The following is a 20,861-nucleotide window of genomic DNA, read 5'->3' on the forward strand; positions in this document are numbered from 1 at the left end:
ATTATTATTTATAGTGTCATTATATTCAAATGATTTTTTATTGTCAACGCAAAAAAATAAAAAAATGAAAAAAATAATTTTGATAATTCATTTATTTCTAAAATGAAATAAATTAAGAAAATATTGACAATTGAGGTGGTGGAAATTACAATTATACATATTATAATGAACAAAGGTGTTCATCTTGAGGTAAAAGTCTCTATATTTTATCTTTTGATGAGCACCTTTTATTATTTTAAGTTATTAATCATAATTAATATAGGAGGGGTTTATGGATTATAGTGAAAATGAAGTTTTAGAGTTTATTGAAGAAAATGATGTTAAATTTATAAGGCTTGCATTTTGTGATATTTTTGGAACTCAAAGAAATATATCTATAATGCCAAATGAGTTAAAAAAAGCATTAAAAGAAGGCGTTTGTTTTAATGCATCTTCTGTAAAGGGTTTTATGAATGCAGAGGATTCTGATTTATACTTGCATCCTGATGTTAAAACTTTATCTATACTTCCTTGGAGACCTCAACATGGAAGAGTTTTAAGATTTTTTTGTGATATAAAGTATCCAGATGGGCGACATTTTGAGGGAGATGGAAGACATATAATTAAGAAGGTTATAAAAAAGGGAAAAGATATGGGATATTCTTTTAAAGTAGGATCAGAATGTGAATTTTACCTTTTCCAGCAAGATGAGAACGGTAATCCTACAAATATTCCACAAGACTATGCTGGATACTGTGATATAGCACCTATAGATAAAGGGGAAAATATAAGAAGAGAAATATGTTTGATACTTGATGAAATGGGAATTGAATTAGAAAATTCACATCATGAGCAAGGTCCAGGACAAAATGAGATTAGTTTTTATTATGTAGGACCTTTGTCTGCGGCTGATAATATAATTAACTTTAAGTCTGTTGTAAAAACTAGTGCATCAACTAGTGGACTTTTTGCATCGTTTATGCCAAAACCATTTATAAATGAAAATGGAAGTGGGCTTTATTTTAATTTCATAATTTGTGATAACAAAATTAACTTATTTGAAGAACCTAAAATGGTAGATAAAGAAATTGTGCATAAATTTATCGCAGGAATTATGAATAGAATTAAAGAGATTACTTTATTTTTAAACCCTATTACCAATTCATATAGTAGATTTGGAAGTTATAATGCTCCAAAGTATATAACTTGGTCTCATAAAAATTTATCTCAGCTTATAAAACTTACTATAAGAAATGATGAGTATAAAAATATAAAACTTCGTTCTCCAGATCCATCATGTAATCCTTATTTAGCATTGGCTCTATTAATAGGGGCTGGACTTGAGGGTATTGAAAAAAACTTATCTCTTTGTGAACCATGTAATACAAATTTAAGCAAATCGCATATTGGAGAATTAAAGGATATAGAAACTTTACCTAAAAATATGTATGAATCAATAAACCTATCTAAAAATAATGAATTTATTAAATCTATTTTATCAGAAAAGACAATAACAAATTATATAGATAGCAAAGAGCAAGAGTGGAGAAAGTATGATGCTAGAACAGATAAAGAGAAAGTTGAAAGGGAATTGTACTTCTCAAATATCTAACTAAATGCATTTTTAAAGAAAGGATGGTTTTTATGGTAAGTGCGCTGATTATATCTAGTTCAGACAAAGGCAAGGATATCCTTTCAGATATTTTAAAAATGAGTGGATTTTCTAGTATCGATACAGCAAGTAGTGGAAGCGAAGGAAGAAGAGTTTTGATGGATAATAATTTTGATTTAATATTAATAAATGCTCCTTTATTTGATGAGTTTGGGCATGATTTAGCATTAAACATAACTACTAATACCTCATCAGGCGTTATACTTATGGTAAAGCGTGATATGGCAGATGGCGTATCTTCAAAGGTTGAAGATTTTGGTGTATTTATTGTTGAAAAACCATTAAATAAACAGCTTTTATATCAGGCTATAAAGTTAGTAAATAAATCAACAAAGAGTATTTTGAAATTAAAGGAAGAGAATTTAAAGTTAAAAAATAAAATATCAGAAATAAGGATAATAGATAGAGCAAAATGTATTTTAATACAATATCTAAACATGACAGAACCCCAAGCTCATAGATATATAGAAAAGCAAGCTATGGATAGAAGAATTACTAAAAAAGATGTGGCACAAAATATTTTAAAAACTTATGAAAATTAAGAATTAGAAGCTAATATAGAAATATAAATGTTGATATAAATATAAAAATGTAGAGAAAGGTTAGAGTTTAACTCTACACTAACTCTACATTTTTTATACTTTTAGTATAATTTATCTAAGACGATTTCCCATTGCAAATAGGTTTAAACCTATTATTACTACTATAAATGACATTATAGATGATATAAACTTCGATAAAAATAAGGGAGATATAATTAAAGTTATACCAAATAAAAATGTAAACATGTTAGATAAACCAAATTTAAAATAAGGATTATTTTTACTTGCAGCAATTTTTAATAGCTGATTAACGACTAAGTATGCACCTATAATAGAAGAAATAAATCCTTGAATCTTTGTAGGAAATATAAATAATAATACTACGAAGAATAAAAGGATAGCTTGGTTACGTTTGTGTGGTTTAAGTTCTTCTTTTGAAGCATATCTTGAAAGTTCATTAATGTTTTTTAAGTTTAGGTATGCTATAAATAATAGTGATAGACCTAATAGCCAAGACACTATTTTGATTCCAAGGTTTTTATATAATAGAGAAAGTGTTCCTAAAACAATTAGAACTAGACCTATTGATATAAATTTACTAGCATTTTCTTTTTTATTAACTCCATTAAAGTTGATGTTAAAAAATTGAAACATAAATTCACCTCTTTAAAAATACTTATGATTATTTTATAACATTATAACATAAAATAGTTAATTTCAAAGGACAAGAGTAGTAATTAATAGATAGTTTGTATCATAAAATTTATTAATTACTATATTTATAAGGAGGTTTGAATGTGTCTAATGTGGTAGCTATATTTTTCGCAGTGCTTGCTGGCCTCTCTACTACTTTGGAAGCTTTTTTAAATGGAGAATTAGAGAAAAACACTACAGCTCTAATAGCAACTTTTATTAGTTTAGTTGTAGGTGCATTATTTTTTTTGATAAGTATTTTAATTGCAGGTGATTTTAAAGATTTAATAAGAGTAGGTCCGATAAAACCTACATTATTGCTAGGAGGAGTATTTGGAGGTTTAATAATTTACTTTACAGTAAAAGCAATACCATCACTAGGAGTATCTAATACACTTACATTAATAGTAATTTCTCAAGTTATATTAGGATTTATAATTGATAGTGTTATACTAGGCAAAAACACTATACATCTGTATAATTATATAGGTGCAGCATTAATATTTATAGGCGTATTCTTTATGCTAAATTAGATGAATAAATTACATATTTAATTACTTTTTATAATGGATACATAATATAGACTATAAAAAATAATATGACAACTCAGTGACTCAAAAAAGTGAATTTAAACAAATGATAATTGGAGGAGAGTTAGAATGAAAAACAAAAAATTTGTAATTTCATTTAGTGGAGGAAAAGATAGTGTTTTAGCTTTACATAGAATGATCAAAAAAGGATATACTCCATTAGCGCTTTTAACGACGGTAAAGAAAAATGAAGACGAGTCTTGGACTCATGGAATAAACCATGATTTTCTAAAAAAGGTAAGTGATAGTTTAGGAATAGAGCTTATTACTGTAGAATGTGACGTTAATGAATATGAAAAAGAGTTTGAAAGAAAATTATTAGTAGCAAAGCAAAAGGGTGCAAGTATATGTGTATATGGAGATATTGATATAGAGCATCATAAACAATGGGGAGTAGATAGATGCAATGCAACTGGTATGGTTGCAGAGTTTCCTTTGTGGCAAGAGAATAGAGAAAATTTAGTATATGAATTTATTGATAGTGGATTTAAAGCAACAATTAAAAAGGTAAATTTAAATAATCTGGGAGACGATTTCTTAGGTAAAGTTCTAACTAGAAATTTAATACAAGAAATAAAAGCAACAGGTTCAGATGCGTGTGGGGAAAATGGAGAATACCATACTTTTGTAAGTGATGGGCCTTTATTTAAAAATCCCATAAGCTTTAAACAAGGTAAAGTTACTTTAGATGAAAATTATGGCCATTTACATATTATTTAATAAAAAGTCAGTTCAAAACAATTAATTTATTTTGAACTGACTTTTTTACTTTTACAAATTATATCTTTTAAATTTTATTTCTTTTCCCATGCAATCATTATAATATCTTTACCAGTTTCTGATTTTACTTGAGCTTCTGCCTTTTTTATAGCGTCTTGTTCTTTACTATCAAGATTAGCTATTTCAAAATTGTTATGATTACAACCACATCCACAATTATGTTCCATAATTAAGTCCTCCTTAAAATATGTTATTTATATTTTATGAAAATAAGGTAAAAGTATAACAATAGATAATTTGCATTTTTAGAAATAAAAAAGAATTATAGAAAATTTTATAATTAAATTATAGATAATTTTAAAGTATATTGAAAATAAGAAATAAGTTTTATTAATATTACTATACGTTAAATCCTAGACATAATAATACAAATATTAAACTGTGATATAATACCAAAGACAAATAATTTATCCTAGAATATTAGTCAGGAGGAATATATGAAGGATTATTATAAAATAGGAGAAATATCAAAAATATATGGAATAGGAAGAGACTCGCTTATGTATTATGAGGAAATTGGGATATTAAATCCTTATAGAGATACAAATGGGTATAGATTATATAGCATTTCAGATATATGGAGGTTAAATTTAATAAAAGAGTTAAGAAGTTTGAATTTCCCAATGAAAAAAATAAAAGAGTATCTAGTAAATAGAAGCATTGAATCAACAAATAAAATGTTAAATGAAGAAATAGAACTAATTGATAAAAAAATATCCGAGCTTTTATCTCATAGAGTGGATATTCAGCAAAGACTAAAGTCCATTGAAGAAACTGTCAATAATACTAAATTTAATGAAATAAAAGTAGAGTATATTGAAAAAAGAAAAGCATTAAAGTTAAATGCAAATATAAAAAGAGATGAGGATGTGGACTTTTTAATACAAAAGCTTCAAAAGGAATATGAAAATAGGTTTAATATTCTAGGAAATAATAACATAGGAGCTGTATATTCTTTAGATTCTATAAAAAATCATATTTATAATGAATTTAATTCAGTATTTTGTCTTTTAAATGAAGATGAAAGTATATACAATATAACTTTTGATGGAAATTATTATATTACTATGACTTATAGAGGAAGTTATAGTAATAATAAAGAATATATAAATAGAATGATTGAATATTCCGATGAAGAAAACTATGATATAATCGGAGATCCTATAGAAATATATAAGATAGATGTACATGAAACAGGTAAAGTGGAAGAATTTATTACAGAAATTCAAATACCGATAAAGAAAAGGTTACAACAGACATAAGTATTTGACAAACAAAGGGGGATTTTTTTATAATTAAATCAAGTCTCACCAAAACTTTTTTATAATTAATAGAGTTATTGGTTTTAAAGATATAAGGGGGTAAAACTTTTGATTACCAAAGTAAATGAAAGCTTAGAAAATGCATTTTGGGAATATGTATCTCATGAAGAGCGTATAAATTTATTTATTATAGGTGATGTAGAGAATTATGGATTTGAAACTGACTTTCAAGATGTTTGGTTTCAAATGGATAATGAGAAAATTGTAGCAGTAATGTTGAGATACTATAAATCTTTAATTATTTATAGTTATGAAAATGATTATAATATAGATGAAATGATAGATCATATAAATAGCTTAGATATAAAAGAAATTTGTGGGAAAAAAATAGTTATTGATAGGTTATTGACAAAATATAAGGATTTTAAAAAGTGCAAAGAAACTTACTTTTGCAGTTTAAAATCTTTAAAAGAAATAGATATTTTAAACTTGAAAGAAAATAAAATAGAAAAAGCAGAAATTAGTGATTTGAAAGAGTTAAATGATTTTATATGTAATATAGAAGATATGTATACTGAAGATTATATAGAATCTAAAAGTAAGCAATTAAAAGAAAAAAATACAAGGATATACTTTGTAAAACAAGATAATAAAATAGTAAGTACTACATCTACAGGAATAGAAACTAGTTTTTTAGCTATGGTATGTGGTACATGTACAGATGTAAATTATAGAAATCAAGGTTTAGCTACATTAATGACTTATACATTATCAAAAGAATTAGTTAATGAAGGTAAGATACCTTGCTTATTTTATTCTAGTGAAGTTGCAGGTAGAATATATAAAAAAATTGGATATGAAATAGATGATAATTGGAGCATGCTATTAAAGTAAACATCAGGAGACGGATATGGAAAAAAACAAAAGAAAAAAATATTATAGATTAAAAGCTTTAAAAGAAGCATCTATGGTATTTTCAATAATTTTAATATTGATTATATTGGTTATTAAGTTTGATGACTCTATATTTTCGGTAATATTATCTAATATAGGTTTTAAAGCTACTATTCCAATATTAATTTTATTATTTATTTGTTATATAATTGCATATGCTGTTAATTATGCATATGGAGAAATGGATATAAAAACAAAAAAAGAGAATAAATAAAGTTATTTAAAAAGCGAGTGAAAATACTCGTTTTTTTATAAGTAAAATAAATGAAGTATATGCAAATAGTAAAGTTCATTAAATTACTTACCATTATAAAGGCTTATACAATTACATATAATAATATTGCAATTAAAAATATTTAATTTCAAAGGAGAACTTTATGAAAAAATCCTTTAGAATTAACACTAAGATGTTTTTAATTATTTTCTTATTAGTAGTATTATTTCCAACTTGCATTTATTCAATGCAAAAAAAAGAAAAAATTCCTTCTGAGGTCATTATAGGAGGGGAACTTTTACAAATAAATATGAATACTAATAAAGTTATGTATTACAGAAATGAAAATGAAAAAAATGGATTAGAGAATTATGATTTAATATGTAAAGTAGATGGTAAAGATATAAATAATAGAGAAGACATACTTGAGTATATTATATCAAATAAAAAGAATGAAAAAGTTCAAACAATAGTATTAAGAAATAATAAGTATGAAACATTATACTTAAAATTAAGTGACTTAAAGCCATCTTTTTTTACAGAATATATACCTTTTTCTGCTACTTTAACTTATATAAATCCAGAGGATTATTCTTTTGGAGCAGTTGCTCATAATATTAGGGTACCTGATTTTAATAATGTTCTAACTCAAAATGGAGAAATTTATTTATGTAATATGCTAGAGATAAAAAAATCTAATGAATATGAAGTTGGAAGTATACATGGAAGAATTAATGATTCTTCTCAAGGTAAAATTAATAAAGTAAATGAATATGGTGCAAAAGGAAATATTAGTTTAGATGGATTTAAAGATAAACAAATTTATGAAGTTTGTAAAGCTAAAGATGTTAAATTAGGAAGTGCGAGTTTAGTAATAAATAATAGTAATGAAGAAAGTAAAAAGTTTTATGAAATTAATATAACTAAAATAAATAAACAAAATAAACCAAGTACACAAGGTTTTGAATTTGAAGTAGTGGATGAAGCTTTTATAAAAGAATATGGTGGTATATTACAAGGTATGAGTGGTTCACCAATAGTTCAAAATGGTAAAATAATAGGAGCTTTATCTCATGTAATTGCTACAAATCCAAAAGAAGGTATAGGATTATATATAGAGTGGATGATGGAAAAATAATTTTCCATCATCTATTTTTTTACCCAAATTGGAGCTGTAACTGAAATTTTATCGCCATTTTGAATTACTTTGACATAGTAAAATGTATTTTCATTAGATGGTAAATTAAATTCAAGCTTAGCTAAGTTAGAATTAAATTTTTTGCTTTTAATTATTTTACCTTGATTACTTATGACTTGAATTTCATTAATTTTATCTTGAAAATCTTTATCAACTGCACAAATAGCAAAATTTAATTTTGATGGTTTATTTAGTGTTGATCCTAAAGGAGAATCATTAAGTGTATAGTCTATTTTTATATTTTTATCTTCAGTAGCATAAACTCTCATATTTCTTAAACCATCATATAATGCTTCTTTACTAAGATCAGTAGATAAAATTACAGTTCTATATTCATTGGCTATACCAAAATCCATTTTATGGTTGTCTTGATTACATGTTGGAGCAAGATGCCATCCTTTATCTAAAGCTTTTTGATACATATCGTGAGTTCTTTTATTTTTACTAATGTCCTTTTTAGCTCCATTTCCAACTTCTAAAAGACACATTACACTATCAGCTTGAGGAGAATATTTAAAATCCTCGAAATCACCAAATTGAGTACCTGGATGATTAAATTGCCCAATTAAATCATCATAGTTAGATATAAGTGAATAAAAGCTTTTTAAATCTAAATTTTCATTATTTCTAGAAACAAAGCCATCAGTATTAAATATATTTATATGACCCTTAGGGGGATTTACCTTATTACTATATGTCATTTCAAATCCATCTAATGCAATAAACTCTCCATTTGATGTATATTTTTTTGAACAGTTTAATAAATTAGTCCATTTTTTACTAGGACTAGCATTATCTAGATTACATTTTAAGTCGTTGTCAAAGCTGTTTGAGTGCTCAGTTATAGCAAAAAAATCTAATTTTGCTTCATACTTAGATAAGTAATAAGCATCTTCGTAAGTTCCTTGTCCATCACTATTAGATGTATGAGCATGAAGCAACCCTCTATAATGAGTATATATAGGTGTACCAACAGTAAAATACCATTCTAATACTTTTTTGTTTTTATTTTCAGATAAGTCAGAAAGCTCTATCTTGGCTATCTGGTTACCTCTTTTAAATTTTTTCTTTGGCAGATAAGTTATATTATTATCTGTTATATTACATTCCTTTGTTACATCTTTATAATTAATATAAAGTTTTATTGAAGATAAATCCACACCACTAGAATCTTTAAAATTAATACTGATTTTAGGTTTTCCAATTATATATTTTTGACATTTATTAGGGTTAATTTCAATTATATCTGGAGGTGTTAAATCAATATTTTCTTCAACTATTGCATTTACAAAATAATCCTGAGTTTTGCTTTTTATAATTCCTTTATCATTAAAAATAAAAATACTAACTAAAATTATTGAAATTATTAATAATGTTATTTTTTTTAATTTCATAATACCATCCCTAGCAAATAATTTTATATTAATAAATATTTTCTATAATATTTTTAGCATATTTAAATCATAAATTACTGTAAATAAAAACCAATATGTTATATTGAAATTACATTATCAGTATTGCAATTTTGATTTGTTAAAAATGATTTATTATCTAATTTTAGTAGTAAAGAAGATAATGAAATTTTACAATCTAAATATAGATTTAAATCATTTATTAAATCTATATAGAGTTTTAGGCTATTTATATATATATCTAAATAAGATTGATTAGATTCTTGTTTAGAAAAAGGATCAATCCATTTATTATGTCTTTCATTTAGTAAATCATTAATACAATGTGTGTAATTAGAATATACTTCATTATCTATATAGCTGCTTTTAGCAGTTTTATTTTTTATATTCAAATAAATTTTAGATATAATATTTGGTGATGAATTTATTTTATTTTCTACTTTCTTAAAGGTATGAAAAGATTTTTTTATATCATTACAGGATACATTTTTATTATAAACTGAGCATACTAGGTAGCTATACATATCAGAAAGTATTAAAAGCTCATTATTTTTTAAGTTTATATTCAAATAATCTTTAAATTCATAAGGTTTTAGGTTTTTAAATTTAAGAAGAAGCAAACTATCAATATGCGTTTCTATACTTTTATGAAGAGCTATAGAGCTTTTATATTTATATTTATCTCTTAAGTTTTTTTGTAAATTATATATATAAGGGTGTGATTCTTTGTCTAAAATGTAATGAGTTAGATAACCATATATATATGAAATACAAATATTTGAAAAGTTTATATCATTAAATACATATTTTAAGTTTTCTTTGTTTTTTGAGTACATAATCATATTTTTTATAAAACGGTTAATATTTTTATTATGAATAATAGCACTTAATTGAGAGATATTTTTATTATTAAAGAATGAAAAGTCATTATAATAATTGAAGAAATTAGGACCTTGGCATCCTAATATATACATATCATAATTTTCATTTATAATATTTTTCGTATAACTATCTAATATATCTAAACAGTCCAATGCAAATAAATAATGTGTAATGGCTCTAGGCATTTCTAATCCTCCCATAAAATATATAATTCTTAGCTTATGTAAATTTAAAATCTATATACATTAGAACAAGCTTATAGATAATATAATTTATAAATATATAAAAATCATCCTAGGAGGATTTAATATGCTAGTGGATTCTATAAAAGTAAATGTAAATAAAAAAGATGCTATGAAAAAGATTTTTACTAAAACTCCTTTGATAAGTAAAATTATACAATTTAATAATAAAGCCCAAGATATACATTTAGAATATATTGAGTTTAAGGTTCTGACATATCAGATAATAAGCAAGAAAGGCAGCATTAATTTTTTTAGAAATAATTCTAAAACCTTTAATATTACAATGATAGTTAATACATATAGTGGATATTCTGAGTCTGTAGATGATGCTCCTAATACAGTAAAGAGATATATACCAAAGAGCTGTATAAAAAAATCTAAGGTTGATGAGTACCAGATTATAGAAGAAGTTAAAAATCAAATTTTTAAATTTTTAGGAAAAAAATATAAAAGTGACTTATTAGAGAATATGAATATTCAAAATATAAAATTAATAGAGGTTAAAAGTATATATAAACCTTATTGGGTTGCTAACTATAATGGTAAAAATATATTTGTGGATGCATAAAATTTCTTTAAATACAAATTATTAGAGGTGGTTGATTATAACCACCTCTAATAGTTTATTTTTTAGTTTTATTTTTAACTAAATAATCAAGCGTTTCTAGTCTATAACCCTCTTTTTCCCAGTGTGTTAGCACATCATCTAGTATTTCACTATTAGTTTTTGAGTTAGAATGTAGTAAAACTATTGCTCCAGGATGTGTTCTTGAATAAATTTTATTTTTCGCAAATTCATGTGTAGGTTGTTTATCGTTATACCAGTCAACATAAGCAAAACTCCAAAATATAGAACTATATCCTAAATCTTGTGTATATTTTAAAGACTCTTCACTAAATTTACCCATTGGGGGTCTAAAGTATTTTGGCATTTCTTTATTCGTTACTTCTTTATAAGCTTCCTCAACACTAATAATTTCTGATTTAAACTTATCAAAGTCATGTATACTAGCCATGGAAGGATGGCTTTTTGAATGGTTACATACCAAATGTCCTTCTTTTTCCATACGCTTTATAATATCAGGATTAGATTTTATATATGTTTCTACAACAAAAAAGTGTGCCTTAGCGTTATGTTTCTTTAGAACATCTAATAAAGTATTTGTATATCCGTTTTCATATCCCGAATCAAAAGTTAGGTATATTACCTTCTCATTAGGATCCCCTACATAATATGAACTGTATTTATTAAAAAAGCTAGCTTCTTGTATAGCAGTAGGTTGCTTTCCATCTTCTCTTGGATTAAAATACCAGCTATATTCATGAGTGCTAAGATCAGGAGAAGATATTTGAGTTTTAATTTTATTAAATAATGAGAAATTAGGTATTATCAATAAAGAAAAAACGAGTAAAAATATACCTAATATATAATAATTTTTATAACTTTTTTTATTCACAAAACCACCTCAATATATAAATAAATTTTACTTCATTATAGTTTTAATAAATATTAGTTATTATATACTACAAATATAGACAATAAGAAATTATAAAATTTTGTCAATTTTTATAAGGGATTTTAATTTTCTAAAATGTATAGTAAAGTTATTATTATATAAAATAAGCATATATTGTTTATTTGGTAATTTTGAAAGGACGAAAGATGGAGGGAATTACAGATATAATCAAAATTAAAAACAATATTATAAGTGTTTTAGATAATGTTGTTTTCTTAGATATAGAAACTAGTGGATTAAATCCAAGTAAATCAGAAATTATAGAAATTGGTGCTATCAAAATAGAGGGTACAAATAAATTTACATTTGAAACTTTAATAAAAAATAAAAGAGAGATACCTTTAGAAATATTTTCTTTATGTACTGGATTAAAAAAAGAAGATTTTAAGAATGCTTTAGAGTTAAATATTGTTAAAAAAAAGCTTATTGAATTTGTTGAGGATAAAACTATTATTTGTCATAATGCACTTTTTGAGAAAAGTTTTTTTGATATATATATACCTGAATTAAAAAATGAGATTATTGACTCTATGGAGTTAGCAGCTATTTTAGAGCCGTATCATAGAGAATTTAATTTAGATTATTTAAAGAAAACTATAACTAATGATAAGAAAAATGAAAGCCATAGAGCTTTAGATGATGCGATGGATACAATAAAGATTGTAAATTCATTATTAATGAGACTTAATAAAGAAGAGAGTGAGATTACTTTAGAGCCCTTAAGTTTTAAAATAAATTCTTATTTAAATAAATTTGGTTTACCTAATTGGAACTGGAGTAAACATATAGACAATGGAAATTACAATGTATCTGATGATTGTGTAAGGTATAAAAATGATAAAAATAATAACATTAAGAGAGATAATGAAAAAGAAAAGGAAGTTTTTAATAAAATTCATTCAAAACATAGTCCTTACGAAGATTTATTGAAGGATGAAAGCATATGGGCAAATAAAGAAGGTTTTATATATGAATTTAGACCAGGACAACACGAGCTTACTAAAACAATAAGAGAAACTTTTAGAGGTAATAGTGGTTCTGCTAAGGTTGCGTGTATTGAAGCACCTACAGGAATCGGAAAAAGCGTAGGATACTTACTACCTGCAATTTTAGAAGCTAGATTAAGAAGTCAAAGGATTATAATATCAACTGATACAAAAGAATTACAAACACAACTTATAAATAAGGATATTCCTAATATTTTAAATTCATTAGGTTTAAATAATAAAGTAAGTTATGGATATATAAAAGGTAAAAATAATTATATTTGCGTAGAAAAACTAGAAGGATATAAGTCTGATTATACCTCAGAAGACACAACTGTCTTAGATGTTCTTGGTATTATTTATCTAGAAAGACTAGTAGAGGAAGGCAATTATGGAGATATAGAAGAAATAAACTATTGGGTTATAAATCATTTCGCAGGTATTGAAAATCATATCATATATGCAAGTTGTGATCCTAATTTATGTAGGCCTAAAAAATGTATTAAAAACTGCCTGTATAAAAGAAGAGTTGAAGAATTAAAAGAAGAAGACATAACAGTCATTAATCACTCATTACTTGCTAAATGGCCATATAAAGAAGAAAAACCTATAGAAAATTTAATCGTAGATGAGGCTCATAACCTAACTGAAAAAGGATATGAATTCTTTTCTAGTATAGTAGATTCAAGATCATTTAAATATTTCTTACAAGAAATGTATCCTTATGAAAATATTTATAACAGTCCATTTGCTTACAACAAAAAACTTAGAAAAATGAAAATGTTTGATAAATTTTATAATCACATAAGGTTAGATAGAACTCAAAAAGATAAGATAAGTACAAATATAAATTTAATTGTACAAGAAATTGATTCATTGCTTATGTACGGAGAAAGTAGTGATTATAAAAATGCTAGTATGTACAATTTAAGGTGGGAACTAAACCTTCAGGAAAATGATGTTGCAAGTAAAGTAAGAAAGGATAATGATTATATTAGTTTAACATATAAAGCTTATACTGATAGAGTTAAACTTAGTTGCGAAACAATAATAAGAAACCTTTCTTCAATGTTAGTTATTATTGATAGAAATATGGACGATGATAGTTGTGATAAAGAATCAGATATATATAAGTTTGGAAAATCTAGGTTTATGGATATGGAATGTATAAAAACTACTATGCAAGCTTTCTTAGAGTACAGTGAAGAGGATGAAGTTGCTAGGATTGTAGATATAGATAGAGATTTTAGGCATTTTGAATTTAGAGTTGTACCACTTAATTTAGCAGACTTATTTGAGGAAAATATATTAAGTACTTTATCTAGTGGTATATTTTTATCTGCTACATTAAGTATTGGAAATAAAATGGACTATTTTAAAAGAGCTCTAGGAATAAATAGAGTAGGTAATGTTGAGAAAATTATAGACCCTATTTATGATTATAAAAAGAGACTATCAGTAATTAGTATAAATGATATATCTAGTTATAAGAATGATAATTTTATAGATGATATGAGTGAAATAATAAGTGATATTTGTGATATTACCAATGGTCATACATTATGTCTTTTTAATAGTAAAGATAGGCAGAAAAAAACCTATGATATATTAAAAGGCTATTTACATGAAAAAGATATAGAAATATATAATGATAAAAAGGGTATTAAGGTACTTAAAAATATAGATAAAAAATGTGTAGTATTAGGATCTAAAGGATGTTTTGAAGGTGTTGATGTACCAGGTGATGGATTAATATGTGCGACAATGGATAAAATACCTAATTTAAATCCAAAAGACCCACTATACTCAACGATAATGCATAAATACAATATACCTTATCATGCAATAAACTATCCTCAGTTAGCTATTAAAGTAAAACAAGCCTTAGGAAGAATATTAAGAAGTAAATATGATTATGGATGCTTTGTTATATTTAATAGTGGTAGTAACTTAGCAACTTTAAGAATGCTAGAAAGAGATTTACATGGATGTAAGATACTTAGTATGAATAGAGCTAATATGTATAAGAACATTGAAAGTCATCTTAAAAAATCTAGGCAAGAAGTTATAAAGTCAGCAATAATAGATATATCAAAATCCTTAAAAAATATAAATTTTGAAGATATGAAAAAGGTAGAGGAGTATATAAATAAAGAAATAAAAAATAGAACATTAATGAGTCGAGTACAATATATGAACAATTTTGAAAAAACTTTTAAAATAAAGTACTTTGACATAACTTATTTAATAAATAAAGATAAGTTAATTTAGAAACTTAATAATAAAATCTGTTTTTTTTATAAAAATGAAAAAAAATATATTTAACTTTCAAAAAAAACTTAAAATAATTTAGATATTGAATTATTTTAAATTAAAATAAACCCTAGATAAATGTGTAATTTACTAGGGTTTATTAATATAACTTATAAAAAAAATAAAAAAACGAATTTTCAGAAAAAAAAGGAATTATGATATAATGACAAAATTTAAAAAATAAAGTATTATTTTTTAAATTTATAGAAAATTTTAAAAAATAAAGTTGACATTTATTTGCGTATTGATATAATTAGTATATAAAATTTAATTTATATTTAATAAGAAATTATTATTAGGGAGGGAACAAATATGGATAGCGCTGTAAAATCATCGCAAGAGAAAAAAAGTCTATTCCAAAAATGTCTTGATGGAATAGAAATAGTGGGAAATAAGCTTCCACATCCAATTACATTATTCTCATTATTTTGTTTAGCAATTATAATTATATCTGCAATAACTGCAGCTATGGGGCTTTCAGTAGAAGGAGAACTTGTAAATAGAACTACTGGAGAATTAGAAGTTTCTACAATAGCGGCAACTAGTTTACTTTCAAGAGATGGTATTGTATATATGTTAGAAAACGCTATCACTAACTTCGTTAACTTTGCACCATTAGGAATGGTTTTAGTTGGTATGTTAGGGATAGGAACTGCAGAAGGAAGTGGATATATATCTGCTTTACTTAAGAAGACAGTTGCAGTAACTCCTGCAGCATTAGTTACACCAATGGTTGTATTCTTAGGGGTTATGTCAAATATAGCAAGTGATGCTGGTTATGTTGTATTAGTTCCACTTGGAGCATTAATATTTATGTCATTTGGTAGACATCCACTTGCAGGACTTGCAGCAGGGTTTGCTGGAGTTTCTGGAGGATTCAGTGCTAACTTAATAATAGGAACAATAGATCCAATGTTAGCTGGTATATCTACAAGTGCAGCACAAATGATAGATCCAACTTATACAGTACAAGCAACTTCAAATTTATACTTCATGGTTGCTTCAACATTTTTAATAACACTATTAGGATGGTTTGTAACAGATAAAATAGTAGAGCCAAGACTAGGGGCTTATTCTGGAAACTCTACATTATCTAAAGAAGATCAAGATTTACAAAATTTAAGTGATAAAGAAAAGAAAGCATTAAAGATAACTAACTTAACAGTTTTAGCAATGTTAGTTGGTATAGTTATAGCAATAATGCTTCCAAATTCACCATTAAGAAACGTATCAATAGAGCAAGAACAAGGATTCATGGCTTCAATAATAGATCATTCGCCATTAATGAATGGATTCGTATTATTAATAGCTATAATATTCTTCGTAGCTGCTTGTGTATATGGTAAAGTATCTGGTCAATTTAAAAATGAAAAAGATATTGGTAATGAATTAGGGAAATCAATGGCTTCTATGGGAAGTTATATAGCATTAGCATTCGTAATGGCTCAATTTGTTAACTACTTCTCATACACTAACTTAGGTACTATATTAGCTATAAATGGAGCTAACTTATTACAATCTATGAAGATGAACTCTATAGTTCTTATGATAGTATTCGTACTATTTGCAGGATTTATAAACTTATTCATGGGATCAGCTTCAGCTAAATGGGCTATAATGGCTCCGGTATTTTTACCAATGTTCATGAAGCTGCAGATATCTCCAGAATTAACTCAAGTTGCATACAGAATAGGTGATTCAACTACAAATATAATATCACCTCTTATGACTTATTTTGCAATGATAGTTATATTCGCTCAAAAGCATGATAAGAAAGCGGGTATGGGTACATTAATATCAACAATGTTACCATATACTATAGTATTCTTAGCAGGATGGATATTAATGTTAATATTATGGATGACTTTTAAATTACCACTAGGGCCAGGAGCTGGACTAGTTTACGGATTATAAAATAAATAATAGCTTCTATAAATCTATTTAGATATCGGGGCAGTAAAATAAAATTCTCAGTTATGCATATAGAAATATGCTGCATAACTGGGAATTTTTTTATTTTATAGTGGAGTGTATTATTTGGAAAATGCCTTGTTTATTAGTCCTAGAACGAAGTCTTTTCCTTCTATTGTTATTGATTGTATTTTATTATCCTTTGTATATATTACTACTGATGAGTCTGAGTAATTACTTAGGTCTTTGTTGTTTGTTTTGTTGGTGTTACTTAAGTTGTTGTTTACAGGGTTAACAGTATCCAGTTTTGCATTATTGTTAGAACTATATTTAGGATAGTTGTGGTTTTTATCTGGATGTTGTTTGTGAGGCACTAAAGGATAAAAATAAAGCTTTTCTTTGTTATTTATTGTAGAGGCTATAAAGTTAGCTGAATTTAGATTGAATTCAGTATTAAAATCGCTAATACTTTTGCCAAAAAATTCTTTAGCAGCATAACTTACTACAAAATCACTTTTGCATATCATACCTTTATGATTATAAAACTCTACTTTATAATCTGAATTAGTTAGATTATTAGATGAAATAAAATCTTTTGATGTTCTTAAGTTATAATCACCTGATATAGAATTTTTTACTATACCATCTTCAAAATATACATGAAGAAATGGATTTTCTTTATTATTATTTTTATAAGTAGCAATTACAGATATACTGTCTTCTAGGCTTTTTAATGTTACATCTTCTGTATTTATATATTTAATCTTATTTGAATCAATATAATATATTGCTGAATATGGAATACCTAATGAGGTTTCTAGATCTTTAGATTTGGTACCTATTAATTTTGTTGTATCAGCACTAGCTTGTTTTATATAATTATTATTTGAAGATGAATTATTTGAATTATTCATAGTACAAGCTGTTGTCAATAATAATATAAAAAATAATATACATATAATGCATTTTTTCATAACATATTTATCTCCTTTTTTATAGATGTAATTTATATGAATAGTATCTAAAAATACTATGAAAAATATACTTATATATATTGTATTGAATAATAATAGATATATAAGAAAAAATAAGAAAGAATATGAATTATCATCAAAAGTATAATAAAGGAGCAATTTTATATGGTATATATATTATTATTAATTGGGTTTGTTCTTCTTATAAAAGGAGCAGATGGATTTGTATCAGGAGCATCTTCTATAGCAAAGAGATACAATATACCGAGTTTGATTATAGGTCTTACTATTGTCGCATTTGGTACTAGTGCACCAGAAGCCGCTGTAAGTATTACAGCAGCATTAAGTGGACAAAATGATATGGCAATTGCTAATGTTGTAGGGTCTAATATTTTTAACTTAAGTTTTGTTGTAGGGGCAACTGCATTGATACATCCTATAAAAGTTCAAAAAAGTACTATAATTAAAGAGTTTCCTTTTGTAATGTTAGCGTCTATTGTGTTAGCTATATTAGCACATGATACTAGATTTCAAGGATATAGTGAAAATGCATTGACAAGGGCAGATGGATTAATGTTATTAGCATTATTTATAATTTTTATGTACTATCTTATAGAAATGGCTTTTACAGCTAAGGATGATGTTGCAGAAGAAGAAATTAAAATTATGCCATTAGGTAAAAGTATTTTATATAGTATATTAGGAGTTTCAGGTATTATAATAGGTGGAGATATGGTAGTAAACTCTGCAAGTGATATTGCAATAACATGGGGAATGAGTCAGAATCTTGTAGGTCTTACTATAGTATCTGTGGGAACATCATTACCTGAACTTGTGACTAGTATTGTAGCAGCACGAAAAGGAGAAAGTGACATAGCTATAGGTAATGCTGTTGGTTCTAATATATTTAATATATTATTTGTTTTAGGGATATCATCGTTTATTCATAACATAGCAGTTCATCCTATTGTATTTGCAGATATGCTTGTTATGCTTTTAATCAGTTTAATTACATTTATATTTGCATCTACAAAAAGAACTATTAAAAAAGGTGAAGGTGTAGTTCTTATAACTTTATATATTTTATATATGATATTTATAATTATTAGAAAATAAGATACTAGAAAATAAAAAATCCCTATGAACTAGATTAATAACATCTATTTCATAGGGATTTTTAGAATAATTAAATTTATATAACTTCTTTTACTTTTTCATTTTCTGATTCTTCAACAGTTTCTTCTGAAAGCTGTTCTATAGTTAATCCTGTTAATCCATAGAATAATGAGATTATAGGACAAAGCAAGTTAAAGAATGCAAATGGTAAGAATGCAAAACATCCTATATTCATTGTTGCAGACATATAAGCTCCACAAGTATTCCAAGGTATAAGTGGTGAAGTTATTGTTGCACTATCTTCTAAAGCACGAGATAGATTTTTAGCAGCTAACCCTTGTTTTTTGAATGCATCTCTATACATACTTCCTGGGATAACTATAGCTAGATATTGGTCAGCCACAGCTAAATTAGTTCCTATAGCAGTAAATATTGTAGCTGCAATCAATCCAAATGTTCCTTTAGCTACTTTAAGAATTGCAACAGCAAGTGCTTGAAGTATACCTGACTTTTCAAGGATACCACCTGTAACTAAAGCACACATCATAAGTGCTACTGTATCTAGCATGCTTTCAAGTCCACCACGAGAAAGTAATTCATCTACAAAGACCATACCACTGTTTGAAGTATATCCAACTTTAGCTGCTACTATTACATCAGCAACTGAGTTTCCTTGAAATGCTACTGCTACTAAACCTCCAAGTAAAGCTCCAATCATAAGAGCTGGAATAGCTGGTACTTTTAAAATAACCATAGCTATAACAGCCACAGGAACTAAGAATAAAAATGGAGATAAAGTATTAAAACTGTTAAGTAATGCATTTTGTATTTCTGTTATTTGTGATGTATTTATTTGACTTCCTGCATATTTCATGCCAATTATTCCATAAAGAATAAGTGATATTGCTAAAGCAGGTACAGTCGTATATAACATATGCTTTATATGATCAAATAAATTAGTTCCAGCCATTGCAGGAGCTAAGTTTGTAGTATCAGATAAAGGAGACATCTTATCTCCAAAATATGCTCCAGATATTATTGCACCGGCAATTATACTACTTGGTATACCTAATGCACTTCCTATACCTAATAATGCTATACCTATTGTACCTACAGTTGTCCAAGATGAACCTGTTGAAATAGATACTATTGCACATATAATAGTTGTAGCAATTAAGAATATACTAGGAGATAATATATTAAGGCCCCAATATATCATTGATGGGACGATACCACTTATAATCCAAGTTCCTATTAAAATGCCTACTACTAAAAGAATCAAAATTGATTGCATAGTGGTATTAATAGTTTCTAAAATTCCTTCTTCTAATTCCTTCCATGTAAATCCTAATTTAAATATAGATATACAACCTGCAAATACACCTCCTAATATTAAAGGTATATGTGCTGAAATTTCGTAATCTTTTAGTATGACTAAGCATGTAACTAAAGTAACGATTAAAAAGCCTACACATAATATAGCGTCAAACAATGTTGCTTGTTTTTTTTCTCTTGTTGATGTCATAATAGACCTCCCTTAATTTTTTGTTGAATATAACCTGATATTTAAAATAGGGATAAAAAAATAGAGTAGAAGCTTCTACTCTAGACTTAATCATTT

General features: G+C 26.0%; 19 protein-coding genes. 12 read left to right on the forward strand and 7 right to left on the reverse strand.

Annotated features, from left to right (window positions below; all coding sequences use genetic code 11):
* Positions 1 to 271: 271 nt before the first annotated feature.
* A complete protein-coding gene (locus tag H8923_RS06080; RefSeq protein ID WP_153972045.1) occupies positions 272 to 1,591 on the forward strand; it encodes a glutamine synthetase family protein in 1,320 nt (439 codons plus the stop codon).
* A 32-nt stretch (positions 1,592 to 1,623) separates the two neighbouring features.
* Positions 1,624 to 2,193 (forward strand): ANTAR domain-containing response regulator, encoded by a 570-nt coding sequence (locus H8923_RS06085; protein WP_153972044.1) that lies wholly within the window; start codon positions 1,624 to 1,626, stop codon positions 2,191 to 2,193.
* A gap of 111 nt (positions 2,194 to 2,304) precedes the next feature.
* Here the strand turns inward: H8923_RS06085 and H8923_RS06090 are convergent, their stop codons facing one another.
* Complete coding sequence (locus H8923_RS06090; RefSeq protein ID WP_153972043.1) at positions 2,305 to 2,847, reverse strand: hypothetical protein; 543 nt, start codon at positions 2,845 to 2,847, stop codon at positions 2,305 to 2,307.
* A gap of 143 nt (positions 2,848 to 2,990) precedes the next feature.
* Between H8923_RS06090 and H8923_RS06095 the strand changes: the two genes are divergently transcribed.
* Both H8923_RS06095 and H8923_RS06100 read left to right on the forward strand, forming a co-directional pair.
* A complete protein-coding gene (locus H8923_RS06095) occupies positions 2,991 to 3,419 on the forward strand; it encodes a DMT family transporter (protein ID WP_187127860.1) in 429 nt (142 codons plus the stop codon).
* A gap of 126 nt (positions 3,420 to 3,545) precedes the next feature.
* Positions 3,546 to 4,196 (forward strand): Dph6-related ATP pyrophosphatase, encoded by a 651-nt coding sequence (locus H8923_RS06100; protein ID WP_153972041.1) that lies wholly within the window; start codon positions 3,546 to 3,548, stop codon positions 4,194 to 4,196.
* A gap of 74 nt (positions 4,197 to 4,270) precedes the next feature.
* On the opposite strand, the gene H8923_RS06105 is transcribed toward H8923_RS06100, so the two are convergent.
* Positions 4,271 to 4,423 carry a hypothetical protein gene (locus H8923_RS06105; RefSeq protein WP_172976733.1) on the reverse strand — a complete coding sequence of 51 codons (153 nt, stop codon included), beginning with the start codon at positions 4,421 to 4,423 and terminating at the stop codon, positions 4,271 to 4,273.
* Between the two features lie 270 nt (positions 4,424 to 4,693).
* On the opposite strand from H8923_RS06105, the gene H8923_RS06110 reads away from it, so the two are divergent.
* The 4 genes from H8923_RS06110 to H8923_RS06125 all read left to right on the forward strand — a co-directional run bounded on the left by H8923_RS06110 (position 4,694) and on the right by H8923_RS06125 (position 7,824).
* Positions 4,694 to 5,518, forward strand: a complete 825-nt coding sequence (locus H8923_RS06110; RefSeq protein WP_153972040.1) for a MerR family transcriptional regulator — start codon at positions 4,694 to 4,696, stop codon at positions 5,516 to 5,518.
* Between the two features lie 108 nt (positions 5,519 to 5,626).
* Positions 5,627 to 6,412, forward strand: a complete 786-nt coding sequence (locus H8923_RS06115) for a GNAT family N-acetyltransferase (protein ID WP_153972039.1) — start codon at positions 5,627 to 5,629, stop codon at positions 6,410 to 6,412.
* Between the two features lie 16 nt (positions 6,413 to 6,428).
* Entirely contained in the window at positions 6,429 to 6,686 is a 258-nt protein-coding gene (locus H8923_RS06120; protein ID WP_153972038.1) for a hypothetical protein, read from the forward strand.
* Between the two features lie 163 nt (positions 6,687 to 6,849).
* A complete protein-coding gene (locus H8923_RS06125; protein ID WP_153972037.1) occupies positions 6,850 to 7,824 on the forward strand; it encodes a SpoIVB peptidase S55 domain-containing protein in 975 nt (324 codons plus the stop codon).
* Between the two features lie 11 nt (positions 7,825 to 7,835).
* On the opposite strand, the gene H8923_RS06130 is transcribed toward H8923_RS06125, so the two are convergent.
* Together H8923_RS06130 and H8923_RS06135 are read right to left on the reverse strand one after the other, a co-directional pair.
* On the reverse strand, positions 7,836 to 9,278 hold the full coding sequence (locus tag H8923_RS06130) for a CehA/McbA family metallohydrolase (protein WP_153972036.1): 1,443 nt from the start codon (positions 9,276 to 9,278) through the stop codon (positions 7,836 to 7,838).
* 98 nt (positions 9,279 to 9,376) lie between these two features.
* On the reverse strand, positions 9,377 to 10,363 hold the full coding sequence (locus H8923_RS06135) for a zinc dependent phospholipase C family protein (protein WP_172976732.1): 987 nt from the start codon (positions 10,361 to 10,363) through the stop codon (positions 9,377 to 9,379).
* Positions 10,364 to 10,487: 124 nt separating this feature from the next.
* Between H8923_RS06135 and H8923_RS06140 the strand changes: the two genes are divergently transcribed.
* Positions 10,488 to 10,991 (forward strand): hypothetical protein, encoded by a 504-nt coding sequence (locus tag H8923_RS06140; protein ID WP_153972034.1) that lies wholly within the window; start codon positions 10,488 to 10,490, stop codon positions 10,989 to 10,991.
* Positions 10,992 to 11,046: 55 nt separating this feature from the next.
* On the opposite strand, the gene pdaA is transcribed toward H8923_RS06140, so the two are convergent.
* Positions 11,047 to 11,880 (reverse strand): delta-lactam-biosynthetic de-N-acetylase, encoded by an 834-nt coding sequence (pdaA, locus tag H8923_RS06145; RefSeq protein WP_187127861.1) that lies wholly within the window; start codon positions 11,878 to 11,880, stop codon positions 11,047 to 11,049.
* A 206-nt stretch (positions 11,881 to 12,086) separates the two neighbouring features.
* On the opposite strand from pdaA, the gene H8923_RS06150 reads away from it, so the two are divergent.
* On the forward strand, positions 12,087 to 15,197 hold the full coding sequence (locus H8923_RS06150; RefSeq protein ID WP_153972033.1) for a helicase C-terminal domain-containing protein: 3,111 nt from the start codon (positions 12,087 to 12,089) through the stop codon (positions 15,195 to 15,197).
* A gap of 354 nt (positions 15,198 to 15,551) precedes the next feature.
* The gene (locus H8923_RS06155; RefSeq protein WP_153972032.1) at positions 15,552 to 17,153 is read left to right on the forward strand and encodes an AbgT family transporter; all 1,602 of its coding nucleotides are present in this window, start codon (positions 15,552 to 15,554) and stop codon (positions 17,151 to 17,153) included.
* Positions 17,154 to 17,272: 119 nt separating this feature from the next.
* Here the strand turns inward: H8923_RS06155 and H8923_RS06160 are convergent, their stop codons facing one another.
* Positions 17,273 to 18,124: a hypothetical protein gene (locus H8923_RS06160; protein WP_153972031.1), complete on the reverse strand. Its 852-nt coding sequence runs from the start codon at positions 18,122 to 18,124 to the stop codon at positions 17,273 to 17,275.
* Between the two features lie 165 nt (positions 18,125 to 18,289).
* On the opposite strand from H8923_RS06160, the gene H8923_RS06165 reads away from it, so the two are divergent.
* A complete protein-coding gene (locus tag H8923_RS06165) occupies positions 18,290 to 19,240 on the forward strand; it encodes a calcium/sodium antiporter (RefSeq protein WP_153972030.1) in 951 nt (316 codons plus the stop codon).
* Positions 19,241 to 19,316: 76 nt separating this feature from the next.
* On the opposite strand, the gene nhaC is transcribed toward H8923_RS06165, so the two are convergent.
* Positions 19,317 to 20,765, reverse strand: coding sequence for a Na+/H+ antiporter NhaC (gene nhaC, locus H8923_RS06170; protein WP_153972029.1), 1,449 nt, complete (start codon positions 20,763 to 20,765; stop codon positions 19,317 to 19,319).
* Positions 20,766 to 20,861: the final 96 nt, after the last annotated feature.

The sequence above is a fragment of the Romboutsia faecis genome (genome assembly GCF_014323405.1).
GTDB lineage: Bacteria > Bacillota > Clostridia > Peptostreptococcales > Peptostreptococcaceae > Romboutsia_E > Romboutsia_E faecis.

Coding starts and splice junctions, on each gene's coding strand:
- H8923_RS06135 (WP_172976732.1), bottom strand. CDS start 10,363: ATGCCTAGAGCCATTACACATTATTTATTTGCATTGGACTGTTTAGAT.
- H8923_RS06160 (WP_153972031.1), bottom strand. CDS start 18,124: ATGAAAAAATGCATTATATGTATATTATTTTTTATATTATTATTGACA.
- H8923_RS06125 (WP_153972037.1), top strand. CDS start 6,850: ATGAAAAAATCCTTTAGAATTAACACTAAGATGTTTTTAATTATTTTC.
- H8923_RS06110 (WP_153972040.1), top strand. CDS start 4,694: ATGAAGGATTATTATAAAATAGGAGAAATATCAAAAATATATGGAATA.
- H8923_RS06120 (WP_153972038.1), top strand. CDS start 6,429: ATGGAAAAAAACAAAAGAAAAAAATATTATAGATTAAAAGCTTTAAAA.
- H8923_RS06130 (WP_153972036.1), bottom strand. CDS start 9,278: ATGAAATTAAAAAAAATAACATTATTAATAATTTCAATAATTTTAGTT.
- H8923_RS06165 (WP_153972030.1), top strand. CDS start 18,290: ATGGTATATATATTATTATTAATTGGGTTTGTTCTTCTTATAAAAGGA.
- H8923_RS06105 (WP_172976733.1), bottom strand. CDS start 4,423: ATGGAACATAATTGTGGATGTGGTTGTAATCATAACAATTTTGAAATA.
- H8923_RS06090 (WP_153972043.1), bottom strand. CDS start 2,847: ATGTTTCAATTTTTTAACATCAACTTTAATGGAGTTAATAAAAAAGAA.
- H8923_RS06150 (WP_153972033.1), top strand. CDS start 12,087: ATGGAGGGAATTACAGATATAATCAAAATTAAAAACAATATTATAAGT.
- nhaC (WP_153972029.1), bottom strand. CDS start 20,765: ATGACATCAACAAGAGAAAAAAAACAAGCAACATTGTTTGACGCTATA.
- H8923_RS06100 (WP_153972041.1), top strand. CDS start 3,546: ATGAAAAACAAAAAATTTGTAATTTCATTTAGTGGAGGAAAAGATAGT.
- H8923_RS06155 (WP_153972032.1), top strand. CDS start 15,552: ATGGATAGCGCTGTAAAATCATCGCAAGAGAAAAAAAGTCTATTCCAA.
- H8923_RS06140 (WP_153972034.1), top strand. CDS start 10,488: ATGCTAGTGGATTCTATAAAAGTAAATGTAAATAAAAAAGATGCTATG.
- H8923_RS06085 (WP_153972044.1), top strand. CDS start 1,624: ATGGTAAGTGCGCTGATTATATCTAGTTCAGACAAAGGCAAGGATATC.
- H8923_RS06080 (WP_153972045.1), top strand. CDS start 272: ATGGATTATAGTGAAAATGAAGTTTTAGAGTTTATTGAAGAAAATGAT.